Origin of the sequence: Streptomyces caeruleatus (genome assembly GCF_001514235.1) — a bacterium.
GTDB lineage: Bacteria > Actinomycetota > Actinomycetes > Streptomycetales > Streptomycetaceae > Streptomyces > Streptomyces caeruleatus.
Genome location: NZ_KQ948930.1, coordinates 316,311 through 332,895, shown reverse-complemented (window position 1 = coordinate 332,895; position 16,585 = coordinate 316,311). Strand labels below are relative to the sequence as shown.

At 70.5% G+C, this 16,585-nt stretch carries 14 protein-coding genes and 1 tRNA gene; 7 read left to right on the top strand and 8 right to left on the bottom strand.

Features of this window, described 5'->3' with window-relative positions; translation table 11 throughout:
* Positions 1–139 precede the first annotated feature (139 nt).
* On the top strand, positions 140–997 hold the full coding sequence (locus AQJ67_RS22625; protein ID WP_062720878.1) for a fumarylacetoacetate hydrolase family protein: 858 nt from the start codon (positions 140–142) through the stop codon (positions 995–997).
* Positions 998–1,371: 374 nt separating this feature from the next.
* On the opposite strand, the gene AQJ67_RS22620 is transcribed toward AQJ67_RS22625, so the two are convergent.
* From AQJ67_RS22620 to AQJ67_RS22610, 3 genes are all read right to left on the bottom strand, one after another.
* Complete coding sequence (locus tag AQJ67_RS22620; protein ID WP_079056117.1) at positions 1,372–2,226, bottom strand: LLM class F420-dependent oxidoreductase; 855 nt, start codon at positions 2,224–2,226, stop codon at positions 1,372–1,374.
* 228 nt (positions 2,227–2,454) lie between these two features.
* Complete coding sequence (locus AQJ67_RS22615; protein WP_062720877.1) at positions 2,455–2,979, bottom strand: heme-degrading domain-containing protein; 525 nt, start codon at positions 2,977–2,979, stop codon at positions 2,455–2,457.
* A complete protein-coding gene (locus tag AQJ67_RS22610; protein ID WP_062720876.1) occupies positions 2,976–4,067 on the bottom strand; it encodes a Gfo/Idh/MocA family protein in 1,092 nt (363 codons plus the stop codon). The genes AQJ67_RS22615 and AQJ67_RS22610 overlap by 4 nt, the downstream gene beginning before the upstream one ends.
* Positions 4,068–4,115: 48 nt before the next feature.
* Here AQJ67_RS22610 and AQJ67_RS22605 point away from each other — a divergent pair, with 48 nt between their 5' ends.
* The 5 genes from AQJ67_RS22605 (at position 4,116) to AQJ67_RS22585 (ending at position 8,785) form a co-directional block, all read left to right on the top strand.
* Positions 4,116–5,399, top strand: a complete 1,284-nt coding sequence (locus AQJ67_RS22605; RefSeq protein ID WP_425264172.1) for an ROK family transcriptional regulator — start codon at positions 4,116–4,118, stop codon at positions 5,397–5,399.
* Positions 5,400–5,621: 222 nt separating this feature from the next.
* Positions 5,622–6,497, top strand: coding sequence for a hypothetical protein (locus AQJ67_RS22600; protein ID WP_062720875.1), 876 nt, complete (start codon positions 5,622–5,624; stop codon positions 6,495–6,497).
* A 193-nt stretch (positions 6,498–6,690) separates the two neighbouring features.
* Positions 6,691–7,470, top strand: coding sequence for an HAD-IIA family hydrolase (locus AQJ67_RS22595; RefSeq protein ID WP_062720874.1), 780 nt, complete (start codon positions 6,691–6,693; stop codon positions 7,468–7,470).
* A 104-nt stretch (positions 7,471–7,574) separates the two neighbouring features.
* Positions 7,575–8,117, top strand: coding sequence for a hypothetical protein (locus AQJ67_RS22590; protein WP_062720873.1), 543 nt, complete (start codon positions 7,575–7,577; stop codon positions 8,115–8,117).
* A 2-nt stretch (positions 8,118–8,119) separates the two neighbouring features.
* Positions 8,120–8,785, top strand: coding sequence for a class F sortase (locus AQJ67_RS22585; protein ID WP_062720872.1), 666 nt, complete (start codon positions 8,120–8,122; stop codon positions 8,783–8,785).
* Positions 8,786–9,049: 264 nt separating this feature from the next.
* Here AQJ67_RS22585 and AQJ67_RS22580 read toward each other — a convergent pair whose 3' ends face one another.
* On the bottom strand, positions 9,050–9,829 hold the full coding sequence (locus AQJ67_RS22580; RefSeq protein ID WP_062720871.1) for a GAF and ANTAR domain-containing protein: 780 nt from the start codon (positions 9,827–9,829) through the stop codon (positions 9,050–9,052).
* 164 nt (positions 9,830–9,993) lie between these two features.
* Here AQJ67_RS22580 and AQJ67_RS22575 point away from each other — a divergent pair, with 164 nt between their 5' ends.
* Positions 9,994–11,025: a glycoside hydrolase family 6 protein gene (locus tag AQJ67_RS22575; protein ID WP_062720870.1), complete on the top strand. Its 1,032-nt coding sequence runs from the start codon at positions 9,994–9,996 to the stop codon at positions 11,023–11,025.
* Between the two features lie 97 nt (positions 11,026–11,122).
* On the opposite strand, the gene glxA is transcribed toward AQJ67_RS22575, so the two are convergent.
* The 4 genes from glxA to AQJ67_RS22555 form a co-directional block, all read right to left on the bottom strand.
* Positions 11,123–13,060: a radical copper oxidase GlxA gene (gene glxA, locus AQJ67_RS22570; RefSeq protein WP_062720869.1), complete on the bottom strand. Its 1,938-nt coding sequence runs from the start codon at positions 13,058–13,060 to the stop codon at positions 11,123–11,125.
* Entirely contained in the window at positions 13,057–15,096 is a 2,040-nt protein-coding gene (locus AQJ67_RS22565; protein ID WP_062720868.1) for a glycosyltransferase family 2 protein, read from the bottom strand. Before AQJ67_RS22565 ends, glxA begins: the two co-directional genes overlap by 4 nt.
* Positions 15,097–15,422: 326 nt before the next feature.
* Positions 15,423–16,139, bottom strand: coding sequence for a FadR/GntR family transcriptional regulator (locus AQJ67_RS22560; protein ID WP_062720867.1), 717 nt, complete (start codon positions 16,137–16,139; stop codon positions 15,423–15,425).
* Positions 16,140–16,344: 205 nt separating this feature from the next.
* Positions 16,345–16,418 (bottom strand) — tRNA-Lys (locus AQJ67_RS22555).
* Between the last annotated feature and the right edge of the window lie 167 nt (positions 16,419–16,585).

Genomic DNA, 16,585 nt, shown 5'->3' with positions numbered 1-16,585 from the left:
GGCCCGGCGCGTGCCCCCGGGCCTACGGTCCAGTACGTGAACCGGGTATTGCGGAGTGGCCGTCGACCTTGGAGGATCGACCAGTCCTCCGATGGCTGCACCCGTCGGCGGGCGCACGCGATCGAGGGAGATTGTGATCATGAAGCTGCTGCGAGTCGGTACGGCGGGAGTGGAGACGCCTGCGTTGCTCGACGCCGAGGGGGTCCTGCGGGACCTCTCCGGTGTGGTGCCGGACATCGACGGGCCGCTGCTCGCGGACGACGCGGCGCTCGGCCGGATCCGGGCCGCCGCGGAGGCCGGGGAGCTGCCCGCGCTGGACGCGGACGGGCTGCGGATCGGGCCGCCGCTCGCCCGGATCGGCAAGGTCGTGTGCATCGGGCTGAACTACCACGACCACGCCCGCGAGACCGGCGCCGAGCCGCCCGCCGAGCCGGTCGTCTTCTTCAAGGCCGCGGACACCGTCGTGGGCCCGAACGACACCGTGCTGGTCCCCCGCCGGTCGGCGAAGACCGACTGGGAGGTCGAGCTCGCGGTCGTCATCGGACGTACGGCCCGGTATCTGGAGTCCGCCGAGGAGGCGCTCGCGCACGTCGCCGGGTACGCGGTGGCGCACGACGTGTCCGAGCGGGAGTTCCAGATCGAGCGGGGCGGGACCTGGGACAAGGGGAAGAACTGCGAGACGTTCAACCCGCTGGGGCCGTGGCTGGTGACGGCGGACGAGGTACCGGATCCGCAGAACCTCTCGCTGCGGCTGTGGGTCAACGGGGAGCTGAAGCAGGACGGCACCACGGCCGAGCAGATCTTCCCGGTCGCGGAGGTCGTGCGCTACGTCAGCCAGTTCATGACGCTGTACCCCGGTGACGTCATCAACACCGGTACGCCGGCGGGGGTGGCCCTCGGGCAGCCCGAGCCGAAGCCGTTCCTGCGGGCCGGGGACGTCGTGGAGCTGGAGATCGAGGGGCTCGGGCGGCAGCGGCAGGAGTTCAAGGACGCGTAGGCGCTCCGCTGGGAGAGCCCGGAGGGTCGGGAGAGCCGGAGAGCCGGAGAGCCCGGAGGGTCGGGAGAGCCGGAGAGCCGGAGAGCCCGGAGGGTCGGGAGAGCCGGAGAGCCGGAGAGCCCGGAGGGTCGGGAGAGCCGGAGAGCCGGAGAGCCCGGAGGGTCGGGAGAGCCGGAGAGCCGGAGAGCCCGGAGAGCCGCAGGGCCGGGAGAGCCGGAGAGCCGGGAGCCCGCGCCAGGGGGGGGCGAGCGGGGCCGAGTGCCGGCCCGTCCGGCGCCGGCTCCGTGCTGATGTCCTGAGAGGCGCGGAGCCGTACGCCGACACAGCCCTGCGCCTCCGGGGGCATCAGCCCCCGGAGGGGCGGCCGGTCCCGGTCACGCCAGCAGTGAACTGATCCGGCGCCACGCCTCCCGTGGAAGTGCCTCGCGCGAACCGCCGTCCACCACCTGCAGGGCCACGTGGTCCGCCCCGGCCGCGACGAAGGTGTCGATCCGCTTCCGGATCGCGGCCTCGTCGCCCCACGCGAACACCGCGTCGATCAGGCGGTCGCTGCCGCCGTCCAGCAGATCGTCCTCGGTGAAGCCGTGGCGCAGGAAGTTGTCGGTGTAGTTCGGCAGGGTGAGGTAGATGGCCAGGGAGCCGCGGGCAAGGGTGCGGGCCCGGCCCGGATCCGTCTCCAGAATCACCTTCAACTCCGGGGCCAGGAGCGGGACTTCGCCCAGGATCTCGCGGGCCCGGGCGGTGTGCTCGGGGGTGACCAGGTACGGGATCGAGCCGGCCGCCCGATCGCGGGCCAGGCCCAGCGTCCTGGGCCCCAGGGCCGCCAGGAGACGGCGGTCCGAGGGAACGCCGGCCTCGTCCAGCTCGTCGAGATAGGCGACCAGCGCCGAGTACGGGCGGCGGTACTGCTCGGCGAACTTCGCGTGGCTGACACCGAGACCGAGGACGAACCGGCCCGGATGCGCCCCCTCCACCTCGGCGAAGCCCGCCGCGCTCCCGGCGGCGTCGTACTGCCAGATGCTCTGGATGCTGGTGCCGACGGCGAGCGTCGACGTGGCCTCCAGGAGCGGCAGGGCGTGGCGGGCGGCGCTGCTGCCGCCCAGCCAGACGGCGCCGTAGCCCAGCTGCTCCAACTCGGCGGCGGCCTCGGCGAGTTCGCCGCGTCGGGCCGGGTCCTCCGAGCGCAGGCCGGCGCTCCAGATGCCGTGGCGTCCGACGGACCTCTTCAAGGCGCCATCGGCCGGGCTGTCGGTCACGCGGCTGTCGGTCACGCGGCTGTCGTTCACCGGGCTGTCGTTCACCCGGCTGTCGGTCACGCGGCTGTCGTTCACCGGGCTGTCGTTCACCCGGCTGTCGTTCACCGGGTTGTCGGCCACTACGCGGTCACTCACGACGCTGTCCCTCCGGTCGGTTCCCGTACGGGGGTGCCAACCGGAGGGTGCCGCCGGTTCTTCCCGTCAGCGCTTCAAGAACTCCTCAAGGGCCTCCACGACGAGCCGGTGGTCCTCCAGCTGCGGCAGCCCGCTCACCGTCACCGACCCGACGACCCCGACGCCCTCAACGTTGATCGGGAACGAACCCCCGTGCGCCGCGTAGACGTCGGGGTCCAGGCGGGAGGAGTCCTCGAACGTCGTGCCCTTGGCGCGGAAGCGGGCGCCGACCACGTAGGACGAGGCGCCGTAGCGCTCCACGACCCGGCGCTTGCGGGCGATCCAGGCGTCGTTGTCGGGGGTGGAGCCGGGCAGGGCGGCGTGGAAGAGCTGCTGGCCGGCGCGGTGGATGTCGATGGCGACCGGAGCCTGGCGCTCGCGGGCCAGCTCGACCAGCAGGGAACCCAGGGCCCAGGCGTCGTCGTAGCTGAACTGACGGAAGATCAGGCGGCGTTCCTGGGCCTCCAGCTCCTCCAGGGGCGGGGTGAGTTCCGGGTGGAACTTCGGGGTGATCTCGGGGTTGTGCGTCTTGTGGGTCTTGTGCGTCGTCACAGGGTCACCGCCACTCCGTCGTGGGCCGAACGACGCGCCGCCTCCAGCACGTCGAGGGCGGCGGCCGCCTCCAGGGCGGACACCGGGTTGGGGCCGCCGGCCAGCAGTGCCTCCGCCACGGCCGCATAGTAGGCGGGGTAGTCGCCGGGGAGGGTGGGTTCGGCGCGGCCGCCGCCCGTCAGCGGGGACTCTCCCCCAGAGGGGGCACCCCCAGCGCCCACCCGGCCCCACATCGACTCGGGTTCCGTGCCCCACTCCGCGCCCGCGCCGGGCCGCTGCCCCTCCCGCAGCGCCGCCTCCTGCGGATCGAGGCCGTACTTCACATAGCCCGCCTTCGAGCCCAGCACCCGGAAACGCGGGCCGAGCTGGGCGGTCGTGGCGGAGGCGTACAGGTGTGAGCGGACGCCGTTCGCGTGCGTCAGCGCGATGAACGTGTCGTCGTCCGTCTCCGCGCCGGCCCGGCGGACGGCCGCCTCCGCGTACACCTGGGTGACCGGGCCGAAGAGCACCAGAGCCTGGTCGACGACATGGCTGCCGAGGTCGTAGAGCAGACCTCCGATCTCTGCCGGGTCGCCGGACTCCCGCCAGCCGCCCTTGGTCTGCGGACGCCAGCGTTCGAAACGGGACTCGAAGCGCCATACGTCGCCCAGTGCGCCCTCGGCCAGGAGTCGACGCAGGGTCAGGAAGTCGTTGTCCCAACGGCGGTTCTGGAAGACGGACAGGAGCAGCCCGCGCTCCTCCGCGAGCGCCGCCAGGTCGCGTGCCTCGGCCGCCGTGCCGGCGATCGGCTTGTCGACGACGACCGGGAGGCCCGCCTTCAGGGCGGCCGTCGCGAGCGGGACGTGCGTCTTGTTGGGGGATGCGATGACGACCAGGTCGAGGTCGGCGGCGCGGGTGAGCAGCTCGTCGGGCGTGGCGACGACGCGTACGTCCGGGTGCTCGGCGGTGGCCTGCTTCTGCCGCTCGGGGTTCGACGTGACCACCGTGTCCAGGGCGAGCCCCTCGGTGGTGGCGATCAGCGGGGCGTGGAAGACGGAACCGGCCAGGCCGTAGCCGACCAGGCCGACGCGGAGGGGAGTAGCACTCATACAGCCCACTTTCGCAACGCTGTTGCCAAAGTGCAAGCGCCGAGGACAATGGACGGCGTGAACAGGACGACGGACGGTGTGGACGGTGTGGACCGCGGGGACGGTGTCGGGGGCGTGGCCCGTCGGAGCCGCGACTCGATGCGGCTGGGTGCCCTGCGCAGTCACAACACCGCGCTCGTGCTCGACCTGCTGCGCACGGCCGGCCCCGAGGGCATCAGCCGGCTCGAACTCGCCGAGCGCACCGGCCTCACCCCGCAGGCGGTCAGCAAGATCACCGCCCGGCTGCGGGAGGACGGACTCGCGGCGGAGGCGGGGCACCGGGCGTCCACGGGCGGCAAGCCGCGCACGGTGCTGCGACTGGTGCCGGAGGCCGGGCACGCGGTGGGCGTGCATCTGGACCGGGACGAGCTGACGGCCGTGCTCTGCGATCTGACCGGGACCGTGGTGGCTCGGCGCCGGGCCCCGCTGGATCTGGGGGCGGGCGCGGAGACGGTCGTCGAGCGGGCGGTGCGTGCGGTGGGGGAGCTGACGGCGGGGGCGGCCGACGCGGCGGGCGATGCGCTGGTGGCCGGTGCCGGCCCTCGGCCGGGCGCCGTGCTCGGTGTCGGTGTCGCGCTGCCCGGGCCCCTCGACCACCGGCGCGGGGTGCTGCACCGGGTCACGGGGTTCCCGGAGTGGAACGGCTTCCCACTGCGGGACGTGCTGGCGCGGCGCCTCTCGCTGCCGGTCGTCGTCGACAAGGACACCAACGCCGCCGCCCTCGGACTCGCGGTCGGCGGCGAGACCGCGTCCGGCACGTCCTTCGCGTATCTGCACTTCGGCGCGGGCGTCGGCGGAGGGCTCGTGATCGGGGGAGCGGTGCACCGGGGGGCCCGCACGGGCGCCGGGGAGTTCGGGCACCAGGTCGTCCAGCTGGACGGCCCGCCCTGCGAGTGCGGCAACCGCGGCTGCGTCGAGGCGCTGTGCCTGGCCGCCGTGGCGCGCGGCGACCTGGCGGAGGCGGCTCGTGTGCTCGGCACGGCCGTCGGCAACCTGGTCGCGCTGCTCGACGTCGACCTCGTCCTGCTGGGCGGCCGCACGGTCGCCGCCGCGCCGGACACCTTCGTACGCGGCGTCGCCGCCGTCCTCGACGAACGCGCCCGGCGCGCGGGCGAGGAGGCGGTGCCAGTACGGGTTGCCTCCGGCGGGGGAGCAGGGGGAGCAGGGGGAGCAGAGGCAGGCGGAGAGGGCGATGAGGGCAGGGCCTTGAGCAGCGCCGGCGGTGAGCGCGGGGTCGCCGAGGGGGCCGCCCAGCTGCTGCTGGCGCCGCTGTTCGGGCGTGCCGAGGGGTGACGGGGCGCCTGCGCTGACCGGGGTACGCGCGCCGGACGGCGTGTGCCCGAGGGACGTAGAGCGTGCCCTGATCGACATCGCGCATGCCCTGATCGACGGTGCGCGTGCCCTGATCGACGTAGAGCGTGCCCTGATCGACATCGCGCATGCGCTGATCGAGCGGACTTTCGATGCCGTACGGAATGGCGCCGCCCGATCCCCGCCCCCACCCGGCATGGTCATGTGTTCATGCGACTACTGCACTCACCCGCTCCCCTCTGCCTCGCAGCAGCCGCCCTTCTCGCCGCTGCGCCCCCGGTGCGCGCGGAACCTCCCGTCGCGCTGCCTAGCTGCGTCACCGACGACGGGGACTTCCCCCTCACCACCCGTCTGCACGGCGGCCCCGACTCCTACACGGCCGGCGGCGGATTCGGCACCTGGTACCTGGACCTCACCAACACCACCGGCCGGACCTGTACCGGCATCCACCCCGTTGTCGTCCTCGTCGACGGCAAACGCGCCCTCAAGCCGTCCCAGCCCCGACTGGAGTTCTACGGGACCCCGAAGGGCAGCCCGAAGCGCCCGGAAGGGCCGGTCGAAGCCGGTAGCCCGGCCGGGGACCGCCCCCTCCCCGTGCGCTTCGAGACCACCGACGAGGACGAACTCGTAGGCGCCTTCGACGGCTTCGACGGGTTCACCGTCGGTCCCCGCAAGACCGTCACCGTCAAGGTCCGGCTCGCGGTCACCTCGGACGCCGTACCGAACGAGGTCACCGCCAACGCGGCCGTCGTACAGCGCCACGACGGCGACGGCGACTGGGTGGGCCAGTCCAACGACTACCGCTTCACCATCGACGCCGAGCCGGCCGACGCCCCCGACGCGACCGGCCCCTCCGACCCGGCCGCCCCCGCGGACCGCGACTCCTCGACCGACCCGGCCGCCTCCGCCGCCCCGAACCCCTCGACCAGCCCCCGCACCGGCGCCGCCGGGAACGAGCTCTCCCTCGCCGACGAACTCGCCCGCACCGGCCTCTTCCCGCCCCCCGGCGCCACCCTCGCCGCCACCGCGGCCTTCGTCCTCGCCGGTGGCGCGCTCCTGCTCGCCCGGAGGCGCCGCTGAGACCCCTCTTCCCGCCCGCGCTGCTGCTCGCCGAGGAGGCGACGTGAGCGGCGGTATGCGCGTCGACTCCGCGTGGTTCTGGGTGATCGACGGGGTCAGGATCAGCCACTCCTGATTACCCTGGGGACGTCGGTACGGCGTGGTTCCGGCGCCCCCCGCTCATCCGCACGTACGCCAGGAGAGTCCCAGCACCATGGCAGACCGCAAGCCCATCGAGTCCTGGCTCACCGACATGGACGGTGTGCTCATCCACGAGGGCGTACCGATCCCCGGCGCCGACGCCTTCATCAAGAAGCTGCGCGAGTCCGGCAAGCCCTTCCTCGTCCTCACCAACAACTCGATGTACACCCCGCGCGACCTGCACGCCCGGCTGAACCGCATGGGCCTGGACGTGCCGATCGAGAACATCTGGACCTCGGCGCTGGCCACCGCCAAGTTCCTCGACGACCAGCGCCCGGGCGGCTCGGCGTACGTCATCGGAGAGGCCGGCCTGACGACCGCGCTGCACGACATCGGCTACATCCTCACCGACCACGAGCCGGACTACGTCGTCCTCGGCGAGACCCGCACCTACTCCTTCGAGGCCATGACCAAGGCGGTCCGCCTCATCAACGCCGGCGCCCGGTTCATCTGCACCAACCCCGACGAGACGGGCCCGTCGACCGAGGGCCCGCTGCCCGCCACCGGAGCCGTCGCCGCCCTGATCACCAAGGCGACCGGCAAGCAGCCGTACTTCGCGGGCAAGCCCAACCCGCTGATGATGCGGACCGGCCTGAACGCCATCGGCGCCCACTCCGAGTCCAGCGCTATGATCGGCGACCGCATGGACACCGACGTCCTGGCCGGCATCGAGGCCGGTATGCAGACGTTCCTGGTCCTCACCGGCCTGACCCTGCCCCACCAGGTCGAGAACTTCCCGTACCGGCCGTCCAAGATCGTGGACTCCATCGCGGACCTCGTCGACCGGATCTGAAACGCCCGGCACGCGCGACACAACCCGTACGGAGCAGTGCGGGCCCCGCTGAGGATGCGGGGCCCGTGCCGCGGGGGGAGTCTCCAGATAACTGGAGGTTCACGATGGGATCACTGCGCGTCACCCTCTGTGCCATCGCCGCCCTGGGCACGGCCGCCGTCACCCCGGCGGCATACGCGGCGGACGGGGGTGGTGTCTCGGTCAGCCCGTCCGCACCCCGCCCCGGCGGCGACATCGCGCTGCTGGTGAGCGGATGCCAGGAGAAGACCGCCCTGGCCGTCTCCACGGCGTTCGTCGCCGACGCCCGCCTCACCGTCGGCGCCGACGGCACCCTCGTCGGCCAGAGCCGTATCCGCTCCACGCTCACGGCGGGCACGTACGACGTGAAGGTCGCCTGCGGGGACACCTCCCGCGCGGGCGCCGTCACCGTCGCCCGGAAGGGGCCCCGGCCCGCGGCCCACGCCTCCCCCGTCGCCCCGGTCGAGGCCGGCGGCGGTGGCACCGCCCACCTCGCCGTCGTGGACGCCCGCGCGGCCGGCCCCGGCACGGCGCACACCGTGACCGGGCTGGTCCTCGCCGGCGTCGCCGCGACCGCCGTGGCGCTGCGCAGCGCCCGCCGGGGCCGCGGACAGGGCAGGCCGCACTGACCATGTCCGACCACGAACGCCCCGCCCACGGCGGCCGCCTCGTGATGGGCTTGGCCTGGGCCGTGCTGCTGCTCGGCCTGTGGCTGTGGGGCCGGGAGCTCACCGGCGTGCGGCAAGGCATATCCGCAGCCGTCTCGGGCGACGTCGCGGCCGTCGGCCGACCGCCCCGCCTGGACCTGCCGCCCGCCGCCCACCCGCTCGGCGACGCGCTCCCGCAACGCCTCGACATCCCCGGCCTGAAGATCCAGGCCCCGGTCGTCGCCCGAGGCCTCGACGCCCACGGCGCCATCGCCGCCCCGCCCTACGACCAGGCCGCCCACGTCGGCTGGTACGCGGCCGGCGTGAAGCCCGGAGCCGCCGGCGTCGCCCTCCTGGTCGGCCACGTCGACACCCAGACCCGCCCGGCCGTCTTCTACAAGCTCAGCACCCTCAGACCGGGCGCCACGATCCGCGTACTGCGCGACGACGGCAGCCTCGCCGAGTTCACCGTCGAGGACGTCCAGGCCGTCCCCCGAGCCGGTTTCGACGCCCACCAGGCCTACGGCCCCCACCACTCGGGCCGCTCCGAGCTGCGCCTGATCACCTGCGGCGGCACCTTCGACCGGACGACGCAGCGCTACACGGCGAACGTGATCGTGTCGGCGTACCTGACCGGCACAGGTCTGTGAGGACGGCACCGGCGCGTACCTGGCCCGGTCGACGGCCCGCTCCCCCCGAAGCCGTCGACCGGACCGGTCCTCGACCGCGCGCGCACGGGTTGCGGGAGTAACCCGGCGACCGGCGCGGGAGGCCTTGTGATGACCAGAGCGGGGGATGGTCCGACCGGGGGCTGGGGTCGTCCGGAAACGACTGTAGAACGGAAGACGGCCCCGGCCTAGAGGAAGTTCGACAGGGGACTACGCGCGTCCCTCGTCCTACGCGCGTGCCTCCTCCTACGCGCGTCCCTCGTCCTGCGCCCGTTCCGCCTCCCGGCGCAGCTCGGCGTCGTCCGCGACCCGGTCGACGACCTCACCCGCCACCTGGTCCAGCGGCACCCGGCGGCGACGCGCGTACTGCCGCAGCGCCACGAAGGCGTGGTCGGCGTCGGTGTTCCAGCGCTCGGCGAGCATGCCCTTGGCCTGCTCGATGCGAACCCTGCTGGACAGGGCCTGCTGCAACTGACCGGCGAGGGTGCGGCATTGGACGTACGCCGTGTGGTTCTCCAGCCCGAGGGCCGCGCAGTCGGCGATGAGCTGGGCCAGCCGCAGCGTCGTACCGTCGTCCGAGCGGGAGCCGTCGGGCAGGGCGCGGACGAAGACGTTGAGCGCGCCCAGCGGCCGCTGATCGCGCAGCAGCGGAACCGCGAACGTGGCCGCGATGTCGTGGACCAGCGCCCGCTCGGTGAACCCGGGCCAGCGGGCCGCCGCCCGGGCCGCCCGGATCGACACCGGCGGCACCGGCCGCCCGGAGCCGTAGCTGTCCAGACAGGGCCCGCCGTCGCGCTGGGCCTCCAGCAGATCACGAGCGACCGCCTGATGCGCGCTGCTCGCCGCCAGCGACACCGTCCGGCCCCCGTCGATCAGCATGAACCCGGCGGCCTGCGCGGGCAGTAATCGCACACAGTGGTCGGCGACCGCCGATAAGTAGGGCCCGGCCTCGAACCCGTCCGCGAGGGTGTCCGCCGTCCCCACCAACGCCTCCGCCAGCCGGATCTCCCGGGTGGATGGGTGCATGACCGCACACTCCCCTTCCCCTGTTCCTCGGTTCCCCTGTTGCCGCCCCCCGGAGCCGTCTTAGTGGCTGTAACAGCTCCCCGACAAGGCTCGGCGACCTCGTGTGCCCCACGACACGTATGTCAGGATTGAACCTTGGAACAGAGCACCCGAGGGGGAGCTGGATGTACCTGAAGAGGGGGGCCTGGAGGGGGGCTCGCGCGCGGACTTCCGCGATGGTGCTGGGGGCGGCACTGCTGATCGCGGGCTGTTCCTCCGGGGACGGCGAGGAGCCGGACGACAACGCCGGCGCCGGGATCAGCCAACAGCCCAAGGAGACCGACCCGTTCTGGGTGAACCCGGACGGGAACGCGGCCGAGCAGGTGGCGGCCTACGAGAAGGCCGACAAGAAGGAGGACGCCGAGAAGATCCGCAAGATAGCCCAGCAGCCGACCGGCGAGTGGATCGGCCCGGAGAACCCGGAGCAGGAGGCCCGCGGCTACACCGAGGCCGCCGACAAGGCCGGCCGTACGGCCCTGCTGGTCCTCTACAACATCCCGCACCGCGACTGCGGCCAGTACTCCCAGGGCGGTGCCGCCGACGGCGACGCCTACCGGGCCTGGATCGACGGCGTGGCCAAGGGGATCGAGGACCGTTCCACGACGGTGATCCTGGAGCCGGACGCGGTGCTCCACCTGGTGGACGGCTGCACCCCGGGCGAGTTCCACGAGGAGCGCTACGACCTCCTCAAGGGCGCCATCACCAAGCTCAAGTCCCTGAAGAACACCAAGGTCTACCTGGACGCGGGCAACGCCGGCTGGGGTCATCCCGACCAGATCTTCGAGCCCCTGAAGTGGGCCGGCATCGACCAGGCGGACGGCTTCGCCGTCAACGTCTCCAACTTCTACACGACCAAGGACTCGATCGCGTACGGCAAACAGCTCTCCACCAAGGTGGGCGACAAGCCGTTCGTCATCGACACCAGCCGCAACGGCAACGGCCCGTACACCGGGGGCAACCCGGACGAGCGCTGGTGCAACCCACCGGGCCGCGCACTGGGCGAGACCCCGACGACCAAGACGTCGGACCCACTCGTGGACGCCTACGTCTGGGTCAAGCGCCCCGGCGAATCGGACGGCGAGTGCAAGGGCGGCCCGAAGGCGGGCGAGTGGTGGCCGGAGTACGCCTTGAAACTGGCGGAGGCCACAACCCCCTAGGGGCGCGGGGCTGTGACATATGCGGCTCCGCCGCGTGTGCGCGAACAACCACAACGCTCCCGCACCCGAAGAACGAGGTGCGGGAGCGCTTCGGTATCTACGGCACCTTGACCCACTGTGCCTTGCTGGGCGTCCCCTGGTCATCCGTAACAAACAGCATGTACCACCCCGACGGAACCAGATTCCGATTCGTCGGCACACTCACCGTCAGCTTGTCCCCGGACTTCTCGAAGTCCAACTTCACCGACCGCTGATCGACATCCGTCACATGCGTGGACGCACTGGGCCGCATCAACCGCACATTCTCGATCGACGACGCGTGCCTCGAGGTGAACGTCCCCGACCCGCCCCGCTTGATCGTCTGCGGCCCACCCGACAACGACGGCTGAGCGTCCCGGTACAGATACGGCGGCGTGTAGATCTCGATCCGCTGCTCGAACTTCCCCGGCTTGGTGTTCGCCTTGTCGGCATACAGCGAGTCCGACCCGAAGAACATCACCCGCCCGTCGGGCAACAGGATCGACCCCGAGTGGTAGTTGCGGCCCACCAGCGGATCGGCGACCCGGTCAAGGGTGCTCGCCCCCGGCCGGTACAGGTGCGCCTGAAGGATGTTGGAGTCCCCGCGCCCCCGGTAGTCCTCGGAGCCGCCGGACACCAGCACACTGTCGTCCGGCAGCACAGACGCCTGCGGATACCGCGTGCCCTTCTCCAGCGACGGCCCGTCCACGAACTTCGGGTCGTCGTCGCTCAGATCGATCAGCCGCGTCTTCTCACTGGACTCCTTGGACTCGCCGACGCCACCGCCGCCGATCACCATGTACTTCTCGTCCTGCGCCGGCGGCAACAGCACCGTGCCCGAGGTCTCCATCAGCTTGGAGTCGCTCAGCCCGGGCAGCTTGCTGAACTTGTTGGTGTCCACGTCCCAGATGCCCGGGTCGCGGCCCACGTCGTCAGGCCCGTAGCCCGCGTTCGACCCCGAGTAGAAGATCTTCCCATTCTCCAGCGGGAACAGCGCCGGGTACGTCGGGAACTGACGCACCTTCGCCGTGTACGTCCACTTCTTGGTCTTCGGGTCGTACACCTCGTTCTTGCCCGGCACCAGCTGCCCGATGTCGTCGAGGCCGGAGACGCTGAGGATCTTGCCGTCGCTCAGGGTGGTGAGCGTCGGGTACCAGCGGGCCTCGTGCATCGGGTCGACCTTGATGTACTTCTCGGCGACCGGGTCGAACTCATAGGCGTCCCGGATGCCCTGGAAGTCCTTCTTGTCGAGGGCGATCTTCTGCGCGATGCCGTACGTGTTACGCGCGTCGGCACCGGACAGCCCCTGAATCCGGTAATTGTCCTGGGTGCCGGTCTGGTGCTTGACGCCCTTCTTCTGCGCCTCGACATAGATCCGGCCGAGACCGGGGTCGTTGCGCAGGAACTTGCCGGTCGCCTTGTCGAAGACCTTCTTCGCGCGCGGCACCAGCACCGGGTCCTTGGAGACGAACGTCTTGCCGTTCTCCTTGCCGGTGAACTTGGTGCCCGCGGGCAGCGTGATCGGCCGGTCCGGGTTCTCGTTGTGGACGATCATCAGGCCACCGGCCTTGGTGACGTCACCCTTGAGCTTCTCGTACCGCTTCGTCCCGCCCGCGATCAGCAGGTTGCCGTTGGCCAGCTGGGTGTGGCCGGTGCAGAACAGGTCGTTCGGCGTCGGCACCTTCTTGATCGTGCCCTTGACCGGGTCCCAGATCCGGGTGTCGTACTTCTTCGCGTCGAAGTTGTCCTGGTTGTTGCCCGAGCCCGCGATCAGCAGCACCTTGCCGGTGTGCAGAAGCGCCGCGTGAATCGTGTTCTGGCGGTACTCCTCCGGGAAATCGATGATCTCCCACTTGCCGTTCTCGGCTTTGTACTCGGGTCTGTTGATCTGGTACTGGTGGTATTTCTCGGTGCCGACGCGATAGAGCCACGGCCCGTTCATTCCGGCCAGCGCGAGTACCACCGCCGTACCTATCGCGAGTCGACGGGCGCGGCGGCGGCCTGCACGGTCGTTCATTCCTTACGTCCCCCAAGTCCACCAAGGGCGATCTGCATCGTCTGATCGCTACCACTACTGCCCGACGCGGCCCAACTCGGCTTGTGCTGCGGCGCGTGTGGTGCGTGCGTGCCATGCGCGGTGTGCGTGCCATGCGCGGCGTGCGGGGCATGGGACGCGTGCTGCGCGGGCAGCGGCTGCGGCTCCGGCTGGTACGGCGCGGACGACTGCGCCGGGGCGGGCTGTGCCGGCACGGGCGCGGCGGGCTTCTTCTTCTCCTGCCGCAGCATGTAGCGCCAGGCGAAGATCGGCGTCGCCGTGATCAGCATGGCGAACGTCGCCCAGATGATCATCGCCGGGTGCGAGTGGCCGTACACGAAACCGGCGGTGATCGAACCGCCGAAGATCGCGATGAAGTACCAGTGGTAGCGGAAGGTCCCGAACCAGCGGTCGGGGCTCGCGGAATCGCCCTTGGGCGTGACCACGAACTTGCTCTTCTTGCGCAGCGCGGAATCGATCAGCGCCTTCGCGTACAGCGGCGCCGACAGCGCGGACATCACCATGCCGGCCACACCGCCGGAGCCCTCGGGCTCGTGCGGCGAGACGTTGTGGCGGCGGTTCCAGACGTACAGGCCGATCTGGAGCGCGGAGGCGTTGCCGTAGAGCATCAGCCAGATCGTCGGGTCGATGTTCACACCCGAGGCGCCCAGGCCCAGGAACAGCGCACAGCTCAGCGCGGCCAGGATCCAGTTCAGGGCGGACATCGGGTAGAAGATGATCATCATCGTGTAGTTGAAGAGCTTGCTCGGCGGCAGCGAGTACCAGCCCTTCCAGTACTGCTTGAGGATCGTCTCGTACGTCCCTCGCGACCAGCGCATCTGCTGGGTGAAGAAGTCGGTCCAGGCGCTCGGACCCTCACCCACCGCGAGCACGTCCGGCGTGTACACCGAACGCCACTTCTTCCCCGTCGCCGGGTTCTTGTGGCGGTGGATCTCGAACCCGGTCGCCATGTCCTCGGTGATCGAGTCGTACAGACCGCCGATCTGCTTGAGCGCCTTGATGCGTACGGCGTTCGACGTACCCACGAACATCGGGGAGCCGTACTTGTTGCCGGCGCGCTGGATGAGGGCGTGGAAGAGGAACTGCTGCGATTCGGCGGCCTTGGTGACGAAATTGTCGTAGTTGCCGTACACCTGCGGGCCGATGACGAAGCCGACGTCCGGGTCGCGGAAGAAGCCGAGCATCCGCTCCAGGTAGTTGGGCAGCGGTACGTGGTCGGTGTCGACCGAGGCGAAGAAGTCGTAGTCGTCGCCGTGGGCGTCGAGCCAGGCGTTGTAGTTGCCGTGCTTGGTCTTGGCGCGGTGCGGGCCCTTGGCCTGGTTCCACTTGGCGATGCCCTTGCGGGAGAAGTGGCGCACGCCGAGCCGCGCGCACACCTCCTTGACCTCCGGGTCATCGCCCTCGTCCAGCAGCCAGACGTGCATCAGACCCCGGTGGCGCAGCTTGACGGCCGCCTCCAGGGTCTTCGTCACCATCTCCAGCGGCTCCTTGCCGGGCACGAAGGAGGTGAGGAAGGCGACTCTCGTGCCGGTCTCCGGCACCACCGGGATCGGGTCGCGGGCGACCAGCGTGGCGTGCGCGTTGGACAGCACGTTCATGCAGCGGAAGAACTCGATCAGACCGATCGAGACGAGCATGACTATGTCGAGCGCCGGCAGGAAGTCGAAGGCCGGGTAGTCCCGCTCGGTCCAGTGCTCTGGCTGGAGCAGCCAGAACAGCAGGACCAGGGAGAGCACCGGCGCCGCGGCCAGCATCAGCGCGACCCTTATCCGGTGCGGCTCCTGCGAGATCAGCGAGCGGTACTCGACCCGGTACGGCTTGTTCGGGTCGGGCTGAGTGAGGGGACCGGCCAGCCGGCTGTAGTGCTCGTAGTCGTACTTCGGCAGCGTCTTCTTGATCCGGCGGAAAGCTCCGGTCCTGGTCTGTGACGGCACCCTGAGCTGGGTGGTTTGAGACGGGTCGAAGTTCTGCCGGGCGCCCGTCGGCGTCGACGTCATGAGTCATCCCCCCACACGCGGGTCACCCGCGTGTCTGTCGGTTCCTTTACACCTGTTCCGGTCCCCCTCGACCGTTCACAGGCGTATCAGTGGTGGGCCGCAGTCACCACATCTTCTCCACCATAGACATGGAACAGCGACCTTCCGGTTGCATCATGCCCCCCTCGGCATGCGGTCATGAACAGGGCCCCCTATGCCCCGGCGAAAACCGGCAACCGGCTCCTTGCCCCCCAACTGCCGCGTATCCGCAGCATCTTGAAAAACCAATCACCAGGGTTCTACGTCGTTCCACATGATCGCAAGATGCGAAACGAGGTGTTTACCGGTCATACGCGCTCATTGTGGCACCTGTGGGGGTCTTGTGTACCCGTCGTGGATACGCGGGCGCGGATGTTGCCGAAGTGCTCCCGTATGGCCTCCTCCGCCCGTATCGCATCGCCCGACCGCACCGCCTCCACGATCTCCCGGTGCTGCCGGCAGGTGACCAGGGGATCCTGCGGGACGCCGCCGAGATCGGTGTGGACGCGGTGGAAGGCGTCCCAGAACGCCTCCATGACCTCGCCCAGCAGCGCGTTGTCCAACCCCCGGTAGAGAGTGGCGTGAAACGCCCGGTCGGTGTCGGCGATCCCGTCGCCGCCGCGCGCCGCCTGCTCTTCCATACGGTCGACGAGCGCGTCCAGTTCAACGAGGTCGCCCTCCGGCACCCGCCCCGCGAGCCGCGACACCAGCCCCGTCTCCACGGCCTCCCGCAGCTGCACCAGCTGCAGCAGGGTGTCCTCGCCCCGGTAGTGCCCGGCGACGGTACGGAAGGCCAGCCCCTCGATCATCGGCGCCAGCGACATCGTCCCGACATAGGTCCCGAACCCGTGCCGGATCTCCACGATGCCCATCGCCTGCAACCCCTTGAGCGCCTCGCGCACGGAGTTCCGACTGGCGCCCAGATGCTCCATCAGCTCGGGCTCCGTCGGCAGCGGGGCCCCGGAGGCCAGCCGGCGATCGATGATGAGCCTCTTGATCCGCTCCTGAAGGTCACGCGCTGCCATGACCAGAGCGTATCCGGCCAAACACAAGAAAGACCCCTCGCTTGCACGAGGGGCCTTGCTTGTCTGTGCGCCGCCAGGGACTCGAACCCCGGACCCGCTGATGCTGCATTTCCCGGGGGATAACCCCCGGACCCCCAGCCGCCTCTGGGGGGGGCGGCTGCATAAGCGAAGGCCCCCCGCGGTTGCGAGAGGCCTTCCCTGTCTGTGCGCCGCCAGGGACTCGAACCCCGGACCCGCTGATTAAGAGTCAGCTGCTCTAACCAACTGAGCTAGCGGCGCGTGCTGACGGCGTTAACTCTACATGACCTCGGGGGGTGGTCCGCACCGGCGGAGGAGGGAGGGGGAGGGGGCCCGGAGGGCCGTAAACCATTCGGACCGTCAACATGCGCGTCCGGAAGACAGTTGAGAAACTGACGACGTGCCCAGCCGCGGACATTTTCAACTGG

Excerpts from the sequence above, each read along its gene's own strand:
- AQJ67_RS22595 (WP_062720874.1), top strand. The coding sequence starts at position 6,691 with ATGGCAGACCGCAAGCCCATCGAGTCCTGGCTCACCGACATGGACGGT.
- AQJ67_RS22560 (WP_062720867.1), bottom strand. The coding sequence starts at position 16,139 with ATGGCAGCGCGTGACCTTCAGGAGCGGATCAAGAGGCTCATCATCGAT.
- glxA (WP_062720869.1), bottom strand. The coding sequence starts at position 13,060 with ATGAACGACCGTGCAGGCCGCCGCCGCGCCCGTCGACTCGCGATAGGT.
- AQJ67_RS22585 (WP_062720872.1), top strand. The coding sequence starts at position 8,120 with ATGTCCGACCACGAACGCCCCGCCCACGGCGGCCGCCTCGTGATGGGC.
- AQJ67_RS22590 (WP_062720873.1), top strand. The coding sequence starts at position 7,575 with ATGGGATCACTGCGCGTCACCCTCTGTGCCATCGCCGCCCTGGGCACG.
- AQJ67_RS22575 (WP_062720870.1), top strand. The coding sequence starts at position 9,994 with ATGTACCTGAAGAGGGGGGCCTGGAGGGGGGCTCGCGCGCGGACTTCC.
- AQJ67_RS22625 (WP_062720878.1), top strand. The coding sequence starts at position 140 with ATGAAGCTGCTGCGAGTCGGTACGGCGGGAGTGGAGACGCCTGCGTTG.
- AQJ67_RS22605 (WP_425264172.1), top strand. The coding sequence starts at position 4,116 with ATGGACGGCGTGAACAGGACGACGGACGGTGTGGACGGTGTGGACCGC.
- AQJ67_RS22580 (WP_062720871.1), bottom strand. The coding sequence starts at position 9,829 with ATGCACCCATCCACCCGGGAGATCCGGCTGGCGGAGGCGTTGGTGGGG.
- AQJ67_RS22565 (WP_062720868.1), bottom strand. The coding sequence starts at position 15,096 with ATGACGTCGACGCCGACGGGCGCCCGGCAGAACTTCGACCCGTCTCAA.
- AQJ67_RS22610 (WP_062720876.1), bottom strand. The coding sequence starts at position 4,067 with ATGAGTGCTACTCCCCTCCGCGTCGGCCTGGTCGGCTACGGCCTGGCC.